The sequence below is a fragment of the Streptomyces dysideae genome, from assembly GCF_001514305.1.
GTDB classification, from domain to species: Bacteria; Actinomycetota; Actinomycetes; order Streptomycetales; family Streptomycetaceae; genus Streptomyces; species Streptomyces dysideae.
This window is the reverse complement of sequence record NZ_KQ949075.1, coordinates 255,777-272,979: the sequence shown is the minus strand read 5'-3', so window position 1 is coordinate 272,979 and position 17,203 is coordinate 255,777. Positions and strand designations below refer to the sequence as shown.

Below are 17,203 nucleotides of genomic sequence, written 5' to 3'. Positions count from 1 at the left end.
AGCTCACCGGAGATTCAGAACCGGTACTGCTCGTCGTACCCGTTGCCGTTCCCCTGGCCCTGGCCGTCGCCCTGGTACGGGTACTGCTGCTCCGGCGGGAGTTCACCGCCGTACGGGTCGTCGGTGCTGCGCTGCTGGGGAACCCAGACGCCGCCGGGCGGGGTCTCGCCGTAGGTGCCGGTGGCGTACTGGTCCTGGCCGTAGCCCTGCTGGCCGTACTGCTGCTGGCCATATGCGTCGTACGTCACACCGCCGTAGGTCTGGGTGCCGATGTACGGGTCGGAGTACGCGGCGTACTGCTGCTGGCCGGTCGCGTCATAGCCGTACTGTTGCTGGTCGTAGCCGGTGTAGCCGTCGTACGCGTAGGTCTGGTCGGCGCCCTGGGCCGCCGCCGCGTACTGGTCCTGGGCCGCCGCCGCGTACTGGTCCTGGGCCGGGGCCGCGTAGGACTGGTCGCCGGCGTAGGCGGCGTCGCTGTAGACGCCGTACGAGCCCGTGTCGTCGGGCAGGGGCTGCGGCTCGTACACGGAGGTGGTCTCGGCGGCCGTCGGCTGGGCCTGGCGTGCGGGCGCGAAGACGTCGTCGCGGTCGTAGTCGTCGTAACCGAGGTTGTCCTGGCCGTACTTGGCGTCGTCGTCGGCGAAGCCGGTGTCGGCCGCCTGGAGGTCGGAGACCTCGAGGCTCGGGTCCTGGTGCTCCGGCTCACCGCGGCGGCGCTTGGCGAGGCCGCTCAGGCCCGGCGCGGAGACCGCCCAGCCGGCCGCGAAGCCACGGCGGAACGACAGCGTGACGTACGTCTGGCCGACCGCGAACGCGACCGCGCCCAGCGCGATGACGGGCACGGACGGGATCAGCACCCCGAGCACGACGCCGAGGAAGCCGACGAAGGCGAGCAGCCGCCAGCGCAGACGCGCCTTGTACTGCAGCAGCACCTCACCGAGCAGCCACAGCGCGACAACTCCGAACGCGATGTAGAGGACCGTCCAGCCCATGTACGCCCCTCTCCCAGTGACCGCCTACGCAGTGTGACGTATAGCAGTGCGGCCGGTCTAGGCCTGCGGCGGTTGGTGCAGGCCCAGGTTCTCGTAGATTTCCAGCGTCGCCGTGGAGTTGTTGAGCGTGATGAAGTGCAGTCCGGGCACTCCCTCGGCCAGCAGCCGTGCGCAGAACTCCGTGGCGTACTCGATGCCAATGGAGCGTACAGCGGCCGGATCGTCCTGTGCTGTGAGGATCCGCTCTTTCAGGACGTCCGGGAACGTGGCGTTGGTGAGGGACGGGATGCGCTCGAGGTTCCGCACACTGGCGATCGGCATGATCTCGGGGATGATCGGGGTGTCGCAGCCGGCGGCCGCGACCCGGTCACGGAGCCGCAGATAGTCCTCCGGCTGGAAGAACATCTGCGTGATGGCGTAGTCCGCGCCCGCGCGGCACTTGTCGACGAAGTGGTTCACGTCGGCGTCCCAGTCGGCGGAGCGCGGGTGCATCGCGGGGAAGGCGGCGACGCCCACACAGAAGTCGCCGGACGTCTTGATCAGTTCGACGAGTTCGGCGGCGTAGGTCAGGCCCTGGGGGTGCGGCACCCAGTCGCCCATCGGGTCGCCGGGCGGGTCGCCGCGCAGTGCCAGCATGTTGCGGATCCCGGCGTCGGCGTACTGCCCGATGATGTTGCGCAGGTCGGCCACCGAGTGGTCGACGGCGGTGAGGTGGGCGATCGGGGTGAGCGTGGTGTCGGAGGCGATGGCCTCGGTCGCCTTGACCGTGCCCGCGCGGGTGGAGCCGCCCGCGCCGTAGGTCACGGAGACGAAGTCGGGTGCCACGGCCTCGACCCGGCGCAGCGCGTTCCACAGGTTCCGCTCGCCCTTAGGGGTCTTCGGGGCGTAGAACTCGAACGAGTACGTCGTCTTACCGGTCGCGAGCATCTCGCGCACGGTTCGGGCGTGGTCCGACCTGATGGATGCGGTGCCTAGGGCCATACCCGCAGGTTAGCCAGGGGTGGCCGGTCCCCCAACCGAATGCCGGACATTTGCCCGGATTGTCGCTTTACTGTCCACCCCTTGGACAGACGTGAGACGAACCAGGCCCCGAGAGCCGCCGCGCCGAGGGGCTCCGAGCCCCGCAGGCAGGACAGGCCAGGCGCTACGCCTGCCGCAGCCGCTTCGCGAACTCCGCCGACGCGGCGCCCGGGTCGTCCGCCTCGGTGATCGCCCGTACGACGACGACCCGGCGGGCGCCGGCCTCCAGCACGTCGTCGAGGTTGCCGAGGTCGATCCCGCCGATGGCGAACCAGGGGCGGTCGGTGCCGAGGGCGGCGGTGTGGCGGACCAGGTCGAGGCCGGGGGCGTGGCGGCCGGGCTTGGTGGGGGTCGGCCAGCACGGGCCGGTGCAGAAGTAGTCGACGCCCTCCTGGACGGCGGCCGCGGCGGCCTCCGCCTCGGAGTGCGTGGAGCGGCCGACGAGGATGTCGTCGCCGAGGATCGCGCGGGCCGCGGGGACGGGGAGATCGCCCTGGCCGAGGTGCAGGACGTGGGAGCCGGCGGCGTGGGCGACGTCCGCGCGGTCGTTGACCGCGAGGAGCTTGCCGTGCCGGGCGCAGGCGTCGGCGAAGACCTTCAGGTGCTCCAGCTCTTCGGCCGCCTCCATGCCCTTGTCGCGCAACTGGACGATGTCGACGCCGCCGGCCAGAACGACATCCAGGAACTCCGCGAGATCGCCCTGGCGCTTGCGGGCGTCCGTGCAGAGGTAGACGCGGGCGTCGGCGACGCGGGCGCGTGCCCCGGCTGCGGTATCGGGCATGTGAGTGTCCCCCCGTTGACAGTGGCGTACGGGCCGCAGTGAACCACGGCCGTGGCCCCATGGGGACCCCGGCCCGTACGCCGGACGGTGTTCGGATCAGCCTGTTCGGTTCAGACGGCGAGCGCCTGGGCGCGGCGCTTCACCTCCGTGCCGCGATTCTCGCTGAGGGCCTGCGCGGGGGTGCCGGGCAGGCTCGGGTCGGGGGTGAAAAGCCACTCGAGCATCTCTTCGTCGGTGAAGCCGTCGTCCCGCAGGAGCGTCAGGGTGCCGGTGAGGCCCTTGACGACCTTCTGCTCCTTCTCGTCGATGAAGGCGGCGGGAACGTGCAGCGCGCGGTTCTCACCCCGGCGTACGGCGATGAGCTGGCCCTCCTTGACCAGCTGCCGCACACGCGTCACCTCGACATCGAGCATTTCGGCGATATCGGGCAGGGTGAGCCAGGCGGGGACGAGAGCATCGATCTTTGCGTCAATCTCGGTCACGGAACAAGCCTGCCATCCCGGACTGACAGTCGGAAGCCAGACCCGTCCGACCAGGGGTGATGCCGGGGCACCCGGGCTAAGCGACCGCCGCCTTCAGCGGCTTGGCGGGGTCCGCCAGCAGCTCCGGGCGCAGCTCCGTCCCCGCCTCGATCAGCCGCCGCCCCTGGGCCAGGTCCCTGGGGCGACCCACGGCCAGCAGGGCGACCAGGCGGTTCTCGCGCAGCCAGCACACCGTCCAGGCCGGTCCCGACGGTTCGCCGCGCCATATGGTCAGGTCGGCGGCGGGGTGATGGCCGGCGTACTGGACGAAGCGGCCGAACTGCTCCGACCAGAAGTACGGGACGGGGTCGTAGACCGCGGGGTTCTCGCCGAGGATGTTCGCGGCCACCGTGCGGGGACCCTGGAGGGCGTTGTCCCAGTGGTGGACCAGCAGGCGCTCGCCGTACCTTCCCGAAGGGAAGGAGGCGCAGTCGCCGACCGCGAAGACGTCCGGCGCCGAGGTGCGCAGGCGGTCGTCGGCCACGACCTCGCCGTACGCGCCGAGCTCGATGCCGGAGCCGGCCAGCCAGCCCGTGGCGGGCCGCGCCCCGATGCCGATCACCACGGCGCCCGCGGGCACCCGCGAGCCGTCGTCGAGCAGGACCGCCCCCGGTTCGACGCGCTCCACGCGCGCGTGCGTGCGCAGCGCGACTCCGGCGTCGGCGTACCAGTCCGTCATCGGCGCCGCGACCTCCGCGGGCAGCGCGCCCGCCAGCGGCCGGTCGGCGGCCTCCACGACCGTCACCGCGCAGCCCGCCTCGCGGGCCGCCGTGGCGAACTCGGCGCCGATCCAGCCCGCGCCGACGACCACGATGTCGTGCTGCCGGGCGAGCACCGGGCGCAGCCGCTCGGCGTCGTCCAGGGTGCGCAGCAGATGCACGCCGGGCACGCCCTCGGCGCCCGGCAGCCGGATCGGTTCGGCGCCGGTCGCGAGGACCAGGACGTCGTACGGGACGGGCCCGGCCTCGGTGTCCAGCTCGTGCGCGGCGGGGCGCACGCCCAGCACCTCGCGCCCGAGCTGCAGTGCGATGCCGAGCGCCTCGAAGTCGACGTCGAAGGCGGAGCCCTCGGCCTTGCCGAGCAGGACGGCCTTGGACAGCGGCGGCCGGTCGTAGGGCTGGTGGGGTTCGGCGCCGATCAGTGTCACGGTGCCGGTGAAGCCCTGTTCCCGCAGGGCGACCGCGGTCTGTACGCCCGCCATGCCCGCGCCCACGACGACGGTCCGCCGCGCGGACGGTGGCCGTTCCTGCGTCTGCTCGCTCACCTGATCACCATAGACAACTGACGAATTGTCAGTCAGCCGTCGTGCTCCGTGACCTGCTCCACAACGCTGGTCCCGCTGCCCCGCTGGGATTCCCACTCCCACGTCTCCTCGAGCCGCACCCTCCCGTCGGGCAGCTCGACGACCGTGGACACACAGTGCCCCGAGGACGTGGTCCCGTCCCGCTTGAGCTGCACGTACCGGAAGTCCAGCCGGTCACCCTCCCGTGTACCCACCAGGTGCCCGCGTACGACATCGCCGCCCGCGTACTCGGCCCAGATCTCCCCGGCCTTCTCGTGGTACGTGAACCGGGTGCGGGTGCCCACCTGACCTGGGGCCTGGTCGGCGACGGGCGCGAGGACGAGGCCGTCGAGCGAGCGGGGCATGACAAAAGGCTCCCTTACAGAGGCACGGAACCAGCGGCTAGGGTGGCCAAAGTAGAGCACTCGCGGGAGCCCGGACGCACCGGGCTGAGAGGGAGGCTGGCGGCCTCCGACCGTACGAACCTGATCCGGGTCATGCCGGCGAAGGGAGGGGCTGGACGCCCATGTCGCGTACGCGAACGTCAGACGTCCTCGTCATCGGGGGCGGCATCATCGGCCTGGTCACGGCGTGGCGGGCCGCGCAGCGCGGGTTCGCCACGGCCGTCGTGGACCCGGAGCCGGGCGGCGGGGCCGCCCAGGTGGCTGCCGGGATGCTGGCCGCCGTCACGGAACTGCACTACGGCGAGCAGACCCTGCTCGGTCTGAACCTCGCCTCGGCCCGCCGCTACCCGGACTTCGCGGCCGAGCTCACCGAGCTGACCGGCCATGACCTCGGCTACCGCCGGTGCGGCACGCTCGCCGTTGCCCTGGACGCTGACGACCGCGCCCATCTGCGCGAACTGCACGCGCTGCAGCGGCAGTCGGGGCTGGACTCCGAGTGGCTGTCGGGGCGGGAGTGCCGGCGCCTGGAGCCGATGCTCGCGCCGGGCGTGCGCGGGGGGCTGCGGGTGGACGGCGACCACCAGATCGACCCGCGGCGTCTCGCCTGCGCGCTGGTGGCCGCGTGCGAACGGGCGGGCGTGGTCTTCCACCGGGTGTGGGCCGAGCGGCTCAGCGTCGTACGGGAGCGGGCCGCGGGCATCGTCACGGCCGACGGCGGCGCGCTGGGCGCCGGGCAGGTGGTGCTCGCGGGCGGCAGCCTCAGCGGGCGGCTCGACGGGGTCCCGGAGGACGTCCTGCCGCCCGTACGGCCCGTGAAGGGGCAGGTGCTGCGGCTCACCGTGCCGAAGCGGTACGCCCCGTTCCTGAGCCGGACCGTGCGCGCCGTGGTGCGCGGCAGCCAGGTCTATCTGGTGCCGCGCGAGAGCGGTGAGCTGGTCGTCGGGGCGACGAGCGAGGAACTGGGCTGGGACACCACGGTGACCGTCGGCGGGGTGTACGAACTGCTGCGGGACGCGCACGAGTTGGTCCCCGGCATCACGGAGCTGCCGCTGACGGAGACCCGCGCGGGCCTGCGCCCCGGCTCCCCCGACAACGCGCCGCTCCTCGGCCCGACCGAGCTGGACGGCCTGCTGCTGGCCACCGGGCACTACCGCAACGGCGTGCTGCTCACGCCGGTCACCGGCGATGTGCTGGCCCATGCCCTGACCACCGGTGAACTGCCGGACGAGGTCCGCCCCTTCACCCCGAAGCGTTTCGCTCGCACGGAGCAGCCCGTATGAACATCTCCCTCAACGGTGAGCCGCGGGAGTTCGCCCCCGGCACCGCTCTCGACACCGTCGTGAAGACACTCACCCCGGCGCCCTCCGGAGTCGCCGCCGCCCTCAACGAATCCGTCGTCCCGCGCGCGCAGTGGCCGTCGACGTCCCTCTCCGAGGGGGACCGTGTCGAGGTCCTCACCGCCGTCCAAGGAGGCTGACCCATGGCCGACGATCCCTTTGTCATCGGCGGTACGTCCCTCTCGTCCCGGCTCATCATGGGTACGGGCGGGGCGCCCAGCCTGGAGACGCTGGAACGGGCGCTGGTCGCGTCCGGGACGGAGCTGACCACGGTCGCGATGCGGCGCGTGGACCCCTCCGTGCACGGCTCGGTGCTGTCGGTGCTGGAGAAGCTCGGCATCCGGGTACTGCCGAACACGGCGGGCTGTTTCACCGCCGGCGAGGCCGTACTGACGGCCCGGCTCGCGCGCGAAGCCCTCGGCACCGACCTGGTCAAGCTGGAGGTCATCGCCGACGAACGGACCCTGCTGCCGGACCCGATCGAACTGCTGGACGCGGCGGAGACCCTGGTGGACGACGGGTTCACGGTGCTGCCGTACACGAACGACGACCCCGTGCTGGCGCGGAAGCTGGAGGACGCCGGGTGCGCGGCGATCATGCCGCTGGGGTCGCCCATCGGGTCCGGGCTGGGCATCCGCAACCCGCACAACTTCCAGCTGATCGTGGAGCACGCGCGCGTGCCGGTGATCCTGGACGCGGGTGCCGGTACGGCATCGGACGCGGCGCTGGCTATGGAGCTGGGGTGCGCGGGTGTGATGCTCGCCTCGGCGGTGACGCGGGCGCAGGAGCCGGTCCTGATGGCGGACGCGATGCGGCACGCGGTGGAGGCGGGGCGGCTGGCGTACCGGGCCGGTCGGATTCCGCGGCGGCACTTCGCGGAGGCGTCGTCTCCGGTGGAGGGGCGCGCTCAACTGGATCCCGAGCGCCCCGCGTTCGAGTAGGCCCCTTCGTAGGTGTGTGAAGCGTCACAGGTCGGCTGCAGTCCCGCCCCGATCTTGCCCGAACCGGTGGGGCTGTCAGCGGCGGCTCGTACACTCACCTGCGTGGATACGACCCTTCAGGACCCGTTGGTCGGGCAGGTGCTCGACGGCCGGTATCGCGTGGACGCGCGGATCGCCGTCGGCGGGATGGCCACGGTCTACCGGGCCGTGGACACCCGGCTCGACCGCGTCCTCGCGCTCAAGGTGATGCATCCGACGCTGGCGGTCGACGGGTCGTTCGTCGAGCGGTTCATCCGGGAGGCCAAGTCCGTCGCCCGGCTCGCGCACCCCAATGTCGTGCAGGTCTTCGACCAGGGCACCGACGGGTCGTACGTCTATCTCGCCATGGAGTACGTGGCCGGCTGCACCCTGCGTGACGTCCTGCGCGAGCGCGGGGCGCTGCAGCCGCGGGCCGCCCTCGACATCCTGGAGCCGGTGCTGGCCGCGCTCGGCTCCGCGCACCGCGCCGGGTTCGTGCACCGGGACATGAAGCCGGAGAACGTCCTGATAGGGGACGACGGCCGGGTCAAGGTCGCCGACTTCGGTCTGGTCCGGGCCGTGGACACGGTCACCAACACCACCGGGACCGTGCTCGGCACCGTCTCGTATCTCGCCCCCGAGCAGATCGAGAACGGCACCGTCGATCCGCGCGTCGACGTCTACGCGTGCGGTGTCGTCCTCTACGAGATGCTGACCGGCGAGAAGCCGCACGACGCGGACTCCCCCGCCGTGGTGCTGTACAAGCACCTCCACGAGGACGTCCCGCCACCGTCGGCCGTCGTGCCGGGCCTGGCATACGAGCTCGACGAGCTGGTCGCCTCGGCCACCGCGCGCACTCCCGACATCCGCCCGCACGACGCCGTTGCGCTGCTCGCGCAGGCCCGTGAGGCGCGCGCCGCGCTCAGCGCGGACCAGCTGGACGCGGTGCCGCCGCAGGCGGTCTCGGCGGAGCACAGCAACGCCGACGACCGTACGAGCGTGATCCCGCGCGCGCTGACCGTGCCGCGTCCGCTGCCTGTCAACGAGGACGAGCACGAGCGCGAGGCCGTGTTCCACCGCACCAGCCGGCTCGAGTCTCCCCCGCCACCCCCGCCCTCGCGGCGCCGCTCACGCGGCCCCCTGCGCGGCCCGCTCACGATCATCGCCGCCGTCCTGCTGGTGCTCGGCCTCGGCGCCGGCGTCTGGTACATCAACTCCGGCCAGTTCACCAAGGTCCCGCCGCTGATCCAGAAGACGGAGACGCAGGCCCGGAACCAGCTCGAGAAGGCCGGCCTCGAGGTCGGCGGGGTGGAGCGCGCCTACAGCGACGTCGTCAAGCGCGGCACGGTCATCGACTCGGACCCGACGGCGGGCACCCGCATCCGCGACAACGACACCGTTAAGCTGATCATCTCCGCGGGCCCGGAGACCGTGAAGGTGCCCGACGTACAGGGCTACAGCCTCGCCAAGGCGAAGGAGCGGCTGAAGACCGAGGGACTCGAACCGGGCATGGTGACCCGGGCGTTCAGCGAGGACGTCCCCCGGGGCTTCGTGATCTCCACTACGCCCGAGGGGGGAACGGAGCGCCGTTCGGGCTCCGCGATCGCGCTCACCGTCAGCAAGGGCAGCCCGATCGACGTCCCGGACGTCACCGGCGACACCCTGGAGGACGCGACGGCGGAGCTGGAGGAGGCGGGCCTGAAAGTGAGGGTCTCCTCCCAGGAGGTCAACTCCGAGTTCGACAAGGGCCAGGTCGCCCGGCAGTCCCCGGAGAACGGCAGCGAGGCCGGCCAGGGCGACACCGTCACGCTGACGCTGTCCAAGGGCCCGGAGATGATCGAGGTCCCGGACGTGGTCGGTGACAAGGTCGACGACGCGAAGGCCGAGCTGGAGGCCGCCGGCTTCCAGGTCGACGAGGACCGCGGGCTGCTCGGGCTGTTCGGCGACACGGTCAAGCGCCAGTCCGTGAGGGGCGGGACGACGGCGCCCAAGGGGTCCACGATCACCATCGTGATCCGCTGACGGAGCAGGTGGGGCCGCATGACACCCTGAAATGGTGAAGAGTCAACAGCCCGGCCCCACCCGCAACCCCGTCGGCGGCCACGTCCCGGTGGCAGGCGGTCTCCACTCCGTCGGCATCTCCTACGCCCACGACCTCAAGGCCGAGACCGTCCAGGTCTTCGTCGCCAATCCGCGCGGCTGGGCCACGCCCGCCGGGAATCCGCGGCAGGACGAGGAGTTCCGCGCGGTGTGCGAGGCCGAGTCGATCCCGGCCTATGTACACGCCCCCTATCTGATCAACTTCGGCTCGCACACCGAGGCGACCGTCGAGAAGTCCGTAGAGTCGCTGCGGCACTCGCTGCGGCGCGGGCGGGAGATCGGGGCACTGGGCGTGGTGGTGCACACGGGCAGCGCGACCGGGGGCCGGGAGAGGTCCGTGGCGCTGCGGCAGGTGCGGGAGTACCTGCTGCCCCTGCTCGACGAGCTCACCCACGACGACGACCCGTTTCTGCTGCTGGAGTCGACCGCCGGGCAGGGTGCCTCGCTCTGCTCGCGGACCTGGGACTTCGGGCCCTACTTCGAAGCGCTGGACGCCCATCCGAAGCTGGGCGTATGCCTGGACACCTGCCATGTCTTCGCGGCCGGCCACGACCTGACCGGGCCGTCCGGCATGCACCAGACGCTCGACCTGCTGGTGGACACCGTCGGCGAGGGCCGGCTGAGGCTGATCCACGCCAACGACTCCAAGGACGTGGTCGGCGCGCACAAGGACCGCCACGAGAACATCGGCGCCGGCCACATCGGCGAGGACCCGTTCCGCGCGCTGATGACGCACCCCGCCACCGCGGGCGTACCGCTGATCATCGAGACGCCCGGCGGCAAGGAGGGGCATGCGGCGGACGTGGAGCGGCTGAAGAAACTCCGGGACGCGTAGGCCTTACAGGAATACCCCAGGGGGGTATACGGTTCTGCTCGGTGCAGGAACCGTCACCTGACATTGGGGGCACACATGACGCACGAGGCGCACGCAGCACACGCTCACCACCACGAGGCACCGGCCCGGGCCACCAGCACCTGGGCCATGGCAGTGCAGGCCACCCTGCACTGCCTCACCGGGTGTGCCATCGGCGAGGTGCTCGGCATGGTGATCGGCACCGCGCTCGGCTGGGGCGATGTACCGACCCTGGTCCTGGCGATCGTGCTGGCCTTCTTCTTCGGCTACGCGCTCACGTTGCGCGGCGTCCTGAAGTCGGGCCTCGGTCTGCGCGGGGCGGTCCGGGTGGCACTGGCCGCGGACACCCTGTCGATCGCCGTGATGGAGCTCGTCGACAACGGCGTGATCGTGCTGTGGCCGGGCGCGATGGACGCCCAGCTGGACGACCTGCTGTTCTGGGGCGCCCTGGCGATCGCGCTCGTGGTCGCCTTCGTGGTCACCACGCCGGTCAACAAGTGGATGATCGGCCGCGGCAAGGGCCACGCGGTGGTGCACCAGTACCACCACTGACACACAGGCAAGGGCCGGGAGTCAGAGCTCGGGGCCGTCCCCGGGCTCCTCCTGGTAGGAGTAGCGCTGTTCCTTCCAGGGGTCGCCGATGTTGTGGTAGCCGCGCTCCCCCCAGAAGCCGCGGCGGTCGGCGGTCATGTACTCCACGCCACGGACCCACTTGGGGCCCTTCCAGGCGTACAGATGGGGGACGACCAGACGGAGGGGGAAGCCGTGCTCCGCGGTCAGCAGCTCGCCGTCCTTGTGGGTGGCGAAGATGGTGCGCTCGGCGGCGAAGTCCGCCAGCCGGAGGTTGGAGCTGAAGCCGTACTCCGCCCACACCATCACATGGGTGACGGCGGGCGCGGGCGGTGCGATCTCCAGGATCGTGCGGGCCGGGATGCCGCCCCACTCGGCGCCGAGCATGCTGAACTTCGTGACGCAGTGCAGGTCGGCGACGACGCTGGTGTACGGCAGGGCCGTGAACTCCTCGTGGGTCCAGCAGTGCTTCTCGCCGTCGACGGTGGCGCCGAAGACCCTGAACTCCCAGCGTTCGGAGCGGAACTTGGGGACCGGGCCGTAGTGCGTGACGGGCCAGCCGCGCTGCACTCGCTGCCCCGGCGGAAGCTCGGACAGTGCGGCGCCTCCCGATTCACGTCCTCCCGAATCGCGTTCTCCCGATTCGCGTTCCACCGGCTGACCCATGACTCCATCCTGACAGACCCGGGACGATGCCCCTGACCGGGCCCTCTAATTTCGTGCAAAACGGACTAAGTGTGCCCTTACTTACTAAGTGCAGACTTACTGGACGATCTTCGATCGCGGTGGAATCATGCGGCGCAACTGCCAGTCAGTCCGTGTGGAAGGAGCCTCTGCGATGCAGGGCGACCCCGAGGTCATCGAATTCCTGAATGAGCAGCTCACCGGCGAGCTCACCGCGATCAACCAGTACTTCCTGCACGCGAAGATGCAGGAAAACTTCGGCTGGACGAAGCTCGCCAAGTACACACGGCACGAGTCGTTCGACGAGATGAAGCACGCGGAGGTGCTCACCGACCGGATCCTGTTCCTGGAGGGGCTGCCGAACTACCAGCGACTGTTCCATGTGCGCGTGGGCCAGACGGTCAAGGAGATGTTCGAGGCGGACCGGCAGATCGAGGTCGAGGCCATCGACCGCCTCCGGCGCGGCATCAAGGTGATGCGCGAGAAGGGCGACATCACGTCCGCGAACATCTTCGAGTCGATCCTCGAGGACGAGGAGCACCACATCGACTACCTCGACACCCAGCTGGAGCTCGTCGAGAAGCTCGGCGAGGCGCTCTACATCGCGCAGCTGATCGAGCAGCCGGAGAGCTAGTGCCCCGGCAGGCAACGTTCGCCCGTTAAGGAGCGGCGTCCGGTGCGTGCTCTCGGCGTGCCGGACGAAAGCCCTCGTACTGGACGTACCTGGGTTTGCGCCCGGTGCGGCGAGAGGGGGCACCTCCCACGCCCTTAACGCAGTGGGGGAGCGTGCCGGGCGTCGCGACGGGGCGAATGTCGCCTGTTGGGGCACTAGCCGCGACTAGGCGGCCTCGTCCAGTTCGACCAGTTCGGCCAGCACCGGCTGGCCCTGGTCGACCAGATCACGGCGCGGGCACGCGCCCCGGCCGAGGATCGCCTGGATACGGCGCACGCACGACCCGCAGTCCGTGCCCGCCTTGCAGGCGGACGCTATCTGGCGGGGGGTGCAGGCACCGTCCTCCGCATGCTTCTTGACCTGCTGCTCGGTGATGCCGAAGCAACTGCAGACGAACACGCGGTTCACCTCCCGCCGGGATCGATAAGTGGTGCCGTACCGACTGACCGGAGGCCCGCTTGATCGGTGAGGCTAACCTAACCTTACCCGGGTCACGGGAACCGCAAAAGTGGTGAGGGGCGCGGATCGTATGTGATCCGCGCCCCACTACATACGCCCGTAACAGGCGAAACGGCTACTGGTCCCTGTACATCTCCGCGACGAGGAACGCCAGGTCGAGCGACTGGCTGCGGTTGAGCCGCGGGTCGCAGGCCGTCTCGTAGCGCTGGTGCAGGTCGTCGACGAAGATCTCGTCGCCGCCGCCCACACACTCGGTGACATCGTCACCGGTGAGCTCCACGTGGATGCCGCCCGGGTGGGTGCCCAGGCCCTTGTGGACCTCGAAGAAGCCCTTGACCTCGTCGAGCACGTCGTCGAAGCGGCGGGTCTTGTGGCCCGAGGCCGCCTCGTACGTGTTGCCGTGCATCGGGTCGGTGATCCAGGCCACCGTCGCGCCCGAGGCGCTGACCTTCTCGACCAGCTCGGGCAGCTTGTCGCGGACCTTGTCGGCGCCCATGCGGACGATGAAGGTCAGCCGGCCGGGCTCGCGGTCGGGGTCGAGGCGCTCGATGTACTGCAGCGCGTCCTCGGCCGTGGTGGTCGGGCCGAGCTTGATGCCGATCGGGTTGCGGATCTTCGAGGCGAACTCGATGTGCGCGTGGTCCAGCTGCCGGGTGCGCTCACCGATCCACACCATGTGCGCCGACACGTCGTAGAGGTGCCCGGTGCGGGAGTCGACGCGCGTGAGTGCCGACTCGTAGTCGAGGAGCAGCGCCTCGTGCGAGGCGTAGAACTCGACGGTCTTGAACTCCTCCGGGTCGGCCCCGCAGGCGTGCATGAAGTTCAGCGCGTTGTCGATCTCGCGCGCCAGCTGCTCGTAGCGCTGCCCGGACGGGGACGACTTCACGAAGTCCTGGTTCCAGGCGTGCACCTGGCGCAGGTCGGCGTAGCCGCCGGTGGTGAAGGCGCGCACCAGGTTCAGCGTCGAGGCGGAGGCGTGGTACATCCGCTTCAGCCGCTCGGGGTCCGGGATGCGGGCGGCCTCGGTGAAGTCGAAGCCGTTGACGGAGTCGCCCCGGTAGGTCGGGAGCGTCACGCCGTCGCGGGTCTCGGTCGGCTTGGAGCGCGGCTTGGAGTACTGGCCGGCGATCCGGCCGACCTTCACCACGGGCACGGACGCGGCGTACGTCAGCACGGCGCCCATCTGGAGCAGGGTCTTGAGCTTGTTGCGGATGTGGTCGGCGGACACCGCGTCGAAGGCCTCGGCGCAGTCGCCGCCCTGGAGGAGGAACGCCTCTCCCTTGGCGACGGCCGCTATCCGGGCACGCAGCTGGTCGCACTCGCCTGCGAAGACGAGCGGCGGATACGACTCGAGGTCCGCGATCACTGCGCGCAGAGCCTCGGTGTCGGGGTACTCGGGCTGCTGCGCCGCGGGCAGGTCTCGCCAGGTGTTGCCAGCGCTCGCGCTGGTCTTAGCGTTCACGGTCACGCCCTCAACATTACGGGGTCGTGTCGACCGATTTTCGTCCGGCTCGACAGGTGAGACGCCTGTGCGCTCACCTGTGGACCCGTCAGGCATGGGGTATGGTGCCTCGCATGTTCGCGCACTCGACCCAGAACTGGTGGTGGACCGCTCATCCGGCGGCCCACTGACTGCGCGTACGCAAGACTTCGCGAAGGCCGCCCGAGGGGCGGCCTTCGGTGTGTCCGGGGTCGTTCCTCATCCCTATGAGGAGGATCACGGATGAACCTGCTGGAGCTGCTGCCCGACTCCCGCCCCTTCGCCCTGCTGCGGCGCCGTACGCCGGGCCATGACGAGAAGACGGTCGAGCTGTTCCTCGGCCCGGTCGCCGCGTACGAGCGGCTGGCCGACCTGCCCGACGAGGGGCTGGCGCTCGTCCCTTTCCGGCAGATCCGCGAGCGCGGCTTCGACGTCCGCGACGACGGCACGCCGCTGCTCGTGCTGACCCCCGAGGAGACGCACACCTTCTCCCTCGAAGAGACCCTGGCCGGGCTCCCGGCCCATGAGGTGCGCGTCGAGGGCGGCGGCTTCGACGTGGCCGACGAGGAGTACGCGGAGATCGTCGGCCGGGTGCTGCGGGAGGAGATCGGGCAGGGCGAGGGCGCCAACTTCGTGATCCGGCGGACGTACGAGGGTGTGCTCCCGGGGTTCGGACGGGCCGACGCGCTCGCCCTGTTCCGGCGGCTGCTGGAGGGCGAGCGGGGCGCGTACTGGACGTTCGTCGTCCACACCGGGGACCGCACGCTGGTCGGGGCCAGCCCCGAGGTGCACGTCCGGATGTCCGGCGGCACGGTCGTCATGAACCCGATCAGCGGGACGTACCGCTATCCCGCCGAGGGCCCCACCCCCGAGCACCTGCTCGGCTTCCTCGCCGACGGCAAGGAGATCGAGGAGCTGTCGATGGTCGTCGACGAGGAGCTCAAGATGATGTGCACCGTCGGCGACATGGGCGGAGTGGTCGTCGGGCCCCGACTGAAGGAGATGGCGCACCTCGCGCACACCGAGTACGAGCTGCGCGGCAAGTCCTCGCTGGACGTCCGGGACGTGCTGAAGGAGACCATGTTCGCGGCGACCGTCACCGGGTCGCCCGTGCAGAACGCCTGCCGGGTCATCGAACGGCACGAGGTCGGCGGGCGGGGCTATTACGCGGGTGCGCTGGCGCTGCTCGGGCGGGACTCCGGCGGCGCCCAGACCCTGGACTCCCCCATCCTCATCCGTACCGCCGACATCGACGCGGACGGGCGGCTGCGGGTGCCGGTCGGCGCCACGCTGGTACGCGGCTCGGACCCGGCGAGCGAGGTCGCGGAGACGCATGCGAAGGCGGCGGGTGTGCTCGCCGCCCTGGGGGTAGGTCCGTCCCGGCCGCGTGCGGAGCAGACGCTCCCCCGGCTCGCCGACGACCCCCGGGTGCGGGCCGCGCTGGACGGGCGCCGGGCCTCGCTGGCGCCGTTCTGGCTGCGGATGCAGGAGCGGTCGGACTCCCAGGAAGGCCATGCCCTGGTCGTCGACGCGGAGGACACCTTCACGGCGATGCTCGCCCACGTCCTGCGGTCCAGCGGCCTCGATGTGACCGTCCGCCGGTACGACGAGCCGGGGCTGCGGGAGGCGGTGCCGGCGCACGAGGGGCCGGTGGTGCTGGGGCCGGGCCCCGGTGACCCGTCGGACACGGCCGACCCGAAGATGCGGTTCCTGCGGGACCTCACCGCCGAGGTGGTCCGGAAGCACCGGCACGGGGTGCTCGGCGTCTGTCTCGGGCATGAGCTGATCGCGGCCGAGCTGGGGCTGGACATCGTACGGAAGGAAGTGCCGTACCAGGGGGCGCAGACCACGGTCGACCTGTTCGGGCGGCCGGAGACCGTCGGCTTCTACAACAGCTTCGTGGCGCGCTGCGACGACGAGGCCGAGCGGGAACTGGCCGCGCACGGCGTCGAGGTGAGCCGGAGCGCCTCGCACGAGGTGCACGCGCTGCGCGGCCCCGGGTTCGCGGGGGTGCAGTTCCACCCGGAGTCGGTGCTGACGCTGAACGGTGCCGCCGTCGTGCTGGAGCTGGTCGGTCAGGTGCGCGGCACGAGCACGTTCTCGGAGCGGCGGCCGGCCTTGTAGTCGAGGACGTTCTTCACCGTGGTCTCGATGATCTGGCCGACGGCGTCCACGGTGTAGTACGCCTGGTGCGAGGTGACCAGGACGTTCGGGAAGGTGACGAGGCGGGCCAGGGTGTCGTCCTCGATGGCCTCCAGGGACTTGTCGAGGAAGAACAGGCCCGCCTCCGCCTCGTAGACATCCAGTCCTACGCCCGTGAAGCGGCCCTCGCGCAGTTCGGCGACGAGGGCCGCGGTGTCGATGAGGCCGCCGCGGCTGGAGTTCACCAGGATCGCGTCGTCCTTCATAGCCTTCAGGGCGGCCGCGTCGATCAGCCGCCGGGTCTCCGGCATCAGCGGGACGTGCAGGCTGACCAGGTCGGCCTCGGCGAGGAGCTGTTCCTTGGGGACGTACTTCATGCCGAGTTGCATACAGGCCGGATTCTCGGCGATGTCCCAGCCGAGCAGCCGCATGCCGAAGCCGTGGGCGATCCGGGCGAACGCCTCGCCGATCTTGCCGGTGCCGAGGACGCCGGCGGTGCGGCCGTGCATGTCGCGGCCCATCAGACCGTCGAGACGGAAGTCGAAGTCGCGGGTGCGGGTGGAGGCCCGGACGATACGGCGGTTGACCGCCATGGCGAGGGTCCAGGCGAACTCGGCGACCGAGTACGGCGAGTAGTACGAGACACGGGCGACCGTCATGGCGAGGCGCTCGGCGACCTTGAGGTCGATGTTGTTGAAGCCGGTGGAGCGCTGGGCGACCATATGGGTGCCGCCGGCAGCGAGGGTCTGCAGGACGCGGTGGCCGAGGTCGCAGTTGACGCTGGTGCAGATGACCTCGTAGCCGGCGGCGATGGGGGCGGTGTCCTCGTTGAGGAAGACGTCCAGACAGCGGATCTCGTGGTGACCCTGGAAGGCGTGCTCGATCAGACGCTTCTCGTCCGCTTGCACACCGAAGGCGAGAATCTCCACGACAGCTCCCGTTCTGC

19 protein-coding genes and 1 riboswitch are annotated in these 17,203 nt (G+C 70.6%); of the genes, 9 read left to right on the top strand and 10 right to left on the bottom strand.

What is annotated here, in order from left to right; genetic code table 11:
- Positions 1-14: 14 nt before the first annotated feature.
- The 6 genes from AQJ91_RS01220 to AQJ91_RS01195 all read right to left on the bottom strand — a co-directional run bounded on the left by AQJ91_RS01220 (position 15) and on the right by AQJ91_RS01195 (position 4,961).
- Positions 15-992, bottom strand: coding sequence for an SCO2102 family sporulation regulator (locus AQJ91_RS01220; protein WP_067014860.1), 978 nt, complete (start codon positions 990-992; stop codon positions 15-17).
- Between the two features lie 57 nt (positions 993-1,049).
- Entirely contained in the window at positions 1,050-1,973 is a 924-nt protein-coding gene (gene metF, locus AQJ91_RS01215; protein ID WP_067014857.1) for a methylenetetrahydrofolate reductase [NAD(P)H], read from the bottom strand.
- Between the two features lie 163 nt (positions 1,974-2,136).
- Positions 2,137-2,793, bottom strand: a complete 657-nt coding sequence (gene thiE / locus AQJ91_RS01210; RefSeq protein WP_067014854.1) for a thiamine phosphate synthase — start codon at positions 2,791-2,793, stop codon at positions 2,137-2,139.
- Positions 2,794-2,903: 110 nt separating this feature from the next.
- Positions 2,904-3,275, bottom strand: coding sequence for an Rv2175c family DNA-binding protein (locus tag AQJ91_RS01205; protein ID WP_067014851.1), 372 nt, complete (start codon positions 3,273-3,275; stop codon positions 2,904-2,906).
- Positions 3,276-3,351: 76 nt separating this feature from the next.
- A complete protein-coding gene (locus AQJ91_RS01200) occupies positions 3,352-4,578 on the bottom strand; it encodes an NAD(P)/FAD-dependent oxidoreductase (protein ID WP_067014848.1) in 1,227 nt (408 codons plus the stop codon).
- A 32-nt stretch (positions 4,579-4,610) separates the two neighbouring features.
- Positions 4,611-4,961 carry an avidin-fold protein gene (locus AQJ91_RS01195; RefSeq protein ID WP_067014845.1) on the bottom strand — a complete coding sequence of 117 codons (351 nt, stop codon included), beginning with the start codon at positions 4,959-4,961 and terminating at the stop codon, positions 4,611-4,613.
- 52 nt (positions 4,962-5,013) lie between these two features.
- Positions 5,014-5,125: riboswitch (TPP riboswitch) on the top strand.
- Between AQJ91_RS01195 and thiO the strand changes: the two genes are divergently transcribed.
- The 6 genes from thiO to AQJ91_RS01165 all read left to right on the top strand — a co-directional run bounded on the left by thiO (position 5,123) and on the right by AQJ91_RS01165 (position 10,801).
- On the top strand, positions 5,123-6,280 hold the full coding sequence (thiO, locus tag AQJ91_RS01190; RefSeq protein WP_067016048.1) for a glycine oxidase ThiO: 1,158 nt from the start codon (positions 5,123-5,125) through the stop codon (positions 6,278-6,280). It overlaps the preceding riboswitch by 3 nt.
- On the top strand, positions 6,277-6,477 hold the full coding sequence (thiS, locus tag AQJ91_RS01185; protein ID WP_067014842.1) for a sulfur carrier protein ThiS: 201 nt from the start codon (positions 6,277-6,279) through the stop codon (positions 6,475-6,477). The genes thiO and thiS overlap by 4 nt, the downstream gene beginning before the upstream one ends.
- A gap of 3 nt (positions 6,478-6,480) precedes the next feature.
- The gene (locus AQJ91_RS01180; RefSeq protein ID WP_067014839.1) at positions 6,481-7,278 is read left to right on the top strand and encodes a thiazole synthase; all 798 of its coding nucleotides are present in this window, start codon (positions 6,481-6,483) and stop codon (positions 7,276-7,278) included.
- Positions 7,279-7,380: 102 nt separating this feature from the next.
- Positions 7,381-9,318 (top strand): Stk1 family PASTA domain-containing Ser/Thr kinase, encoded by a 1,938-nt coding sequence (gene pknB, locus AQJ91_RS01175; RefSeq protein WP_067014835.1) that lies wholly within the window; start codon positions 7,381-7,383, stop codon positions 9,316-9,318.
- Positions 9,319-9,349: 31 nt separating this feature from the next.
- Entirely contained in the window at positions 9,350-10,231 is an 882-nt protein-coding gene (locus AQJ91_RS01170) for a deoxyribonuclease IV (RefSeq protein WP_067014832.1), read from the top strand.
- A gap of 75 nt (positions 10,232-10,306) precedes the next feature.
- Entirely contained in the window at positions 10,307-10,801 is a 495-nt protein-coding gene (locus tag AQJ91_RS01165) for a DUF4396 domain-containing protein (RefSeq protein WP_067014829.1), read from the top strand.
- A 21-nt stretch (positions 10,802-10,822) separates the two neighbouring features.
- Here the strand turns inward: AQJ91_RS01165 and AQJ91_RS01160 are convergent, their stop codons facing one another.
- Positions 10,823-11,485 (bottom strand): sulfite oxidase-like oxidoreductase, encoded by a 663-nt coding sequence (locus AQJ91_RS01160; RefSeq protein ID WP_067014826.1) that lies wholly within the window; start codon positions 11,483-11,485, stop codon positions 10,823-10,825.
- 172 nt (positions 11,486-11,657) lie between these two features.
- Between AQJ91_RS01160 and bfr the strand changes: the two genes are divergently transcribed.
- Positions 11,658-12,137 carry a bacterioferritin gene (bfr, locus tag AQJ91_RS01155; protein ID WP_067014823.1) on the top strand — a complete coding sequence of 160 codons (480 nt, stop codon included), beginning with the start codon at positions 11,658-11,660 and terminating at the stop codon, positions 12,135-12,137.
- A gap of 204 nt (positions 12,138-12,341) precedes the next feature.
- On the opposite strand, the gene AQJ91_RS01150 is transcribed toward bfr, so the two are convergent.
- A complete protein-coding gene (locus AQJ91_RS01150) occupies positions 12,342-12,584 on the bottom strand; it encodes a (2Fe-2S)-binding protein (RefSeq protein ID WP_067014820.1) in 243 nt (80 codons plus the stop codon).
- 166 nt (positions 12,585-12,750) lie between these two features.
- Positions 12,751-14,103 carry a class II 3-deoxy-7-phosphoheptulonate synthase gene (locus AQJ91_RS01145; protein ID WP_067014817.1) on the bottom strand — a complete coding sequence of 451 codons (1,353 nt, stop codon included), beginning with the start codon at positions 14,101-14,103 and terminating at the stop codon, positions 12,751-12,753.
- 95 nt (positions 14,104-14,198) lie between these two features.
- Here AQJ91_RS01145 and AQJ91_RS58060 point away from each other — a divergent pair, with 95 nt between their 5' ends.
- Both AQJ91_RS58060 and AQJ91_RS01140 read left to right on the top strand, forming a co-directional pair.
- On the top strand, positions 14,199-14,267 hold the full coding sequence (locus AQJ91_RS58060; RefSeq protein ID WP_082319554.1) for a trp operon leader peptide: 69 nt from the start codon (positions 14,199-14,201) through the stop codon (positions 14,265-14,267).
- A 91-nt stretch (positions 14,268-14,358) separates the two neighbouring features.
- Complete coding sequence (locus AQJ91_RS01140; protein WP_067014814.1) at positions 14,359-16,239, top strand: anthranilate synthase family protein; 1,881 nt, start codon at positions 14,359-14,361, stop codon at positions 16,237-16,239.
- Here AQJ91_RS01140 and AQJ91_RS01135 read toward each other — a convergent pair.
- Positions 16,191-17,186 carry a 2-hydroxyacid dehydrogenase gene (locus AQJ91_RS01135; RefSeq protein ID WP_067014811.1) on the bottom strand — a complete coding sequence of 332 codons (996 nt, stop codon included), beginning with the start codon at positions 17,184-17,186 and terminating at the stop codon, positions 16,191-16,193. The genes AQJ91_RS01140 and AQJ91_RS01135 overlap by 49 nt on opposite strands.
- Positions 17,187-17,203 lie beyond the last annotated feature (17 nt).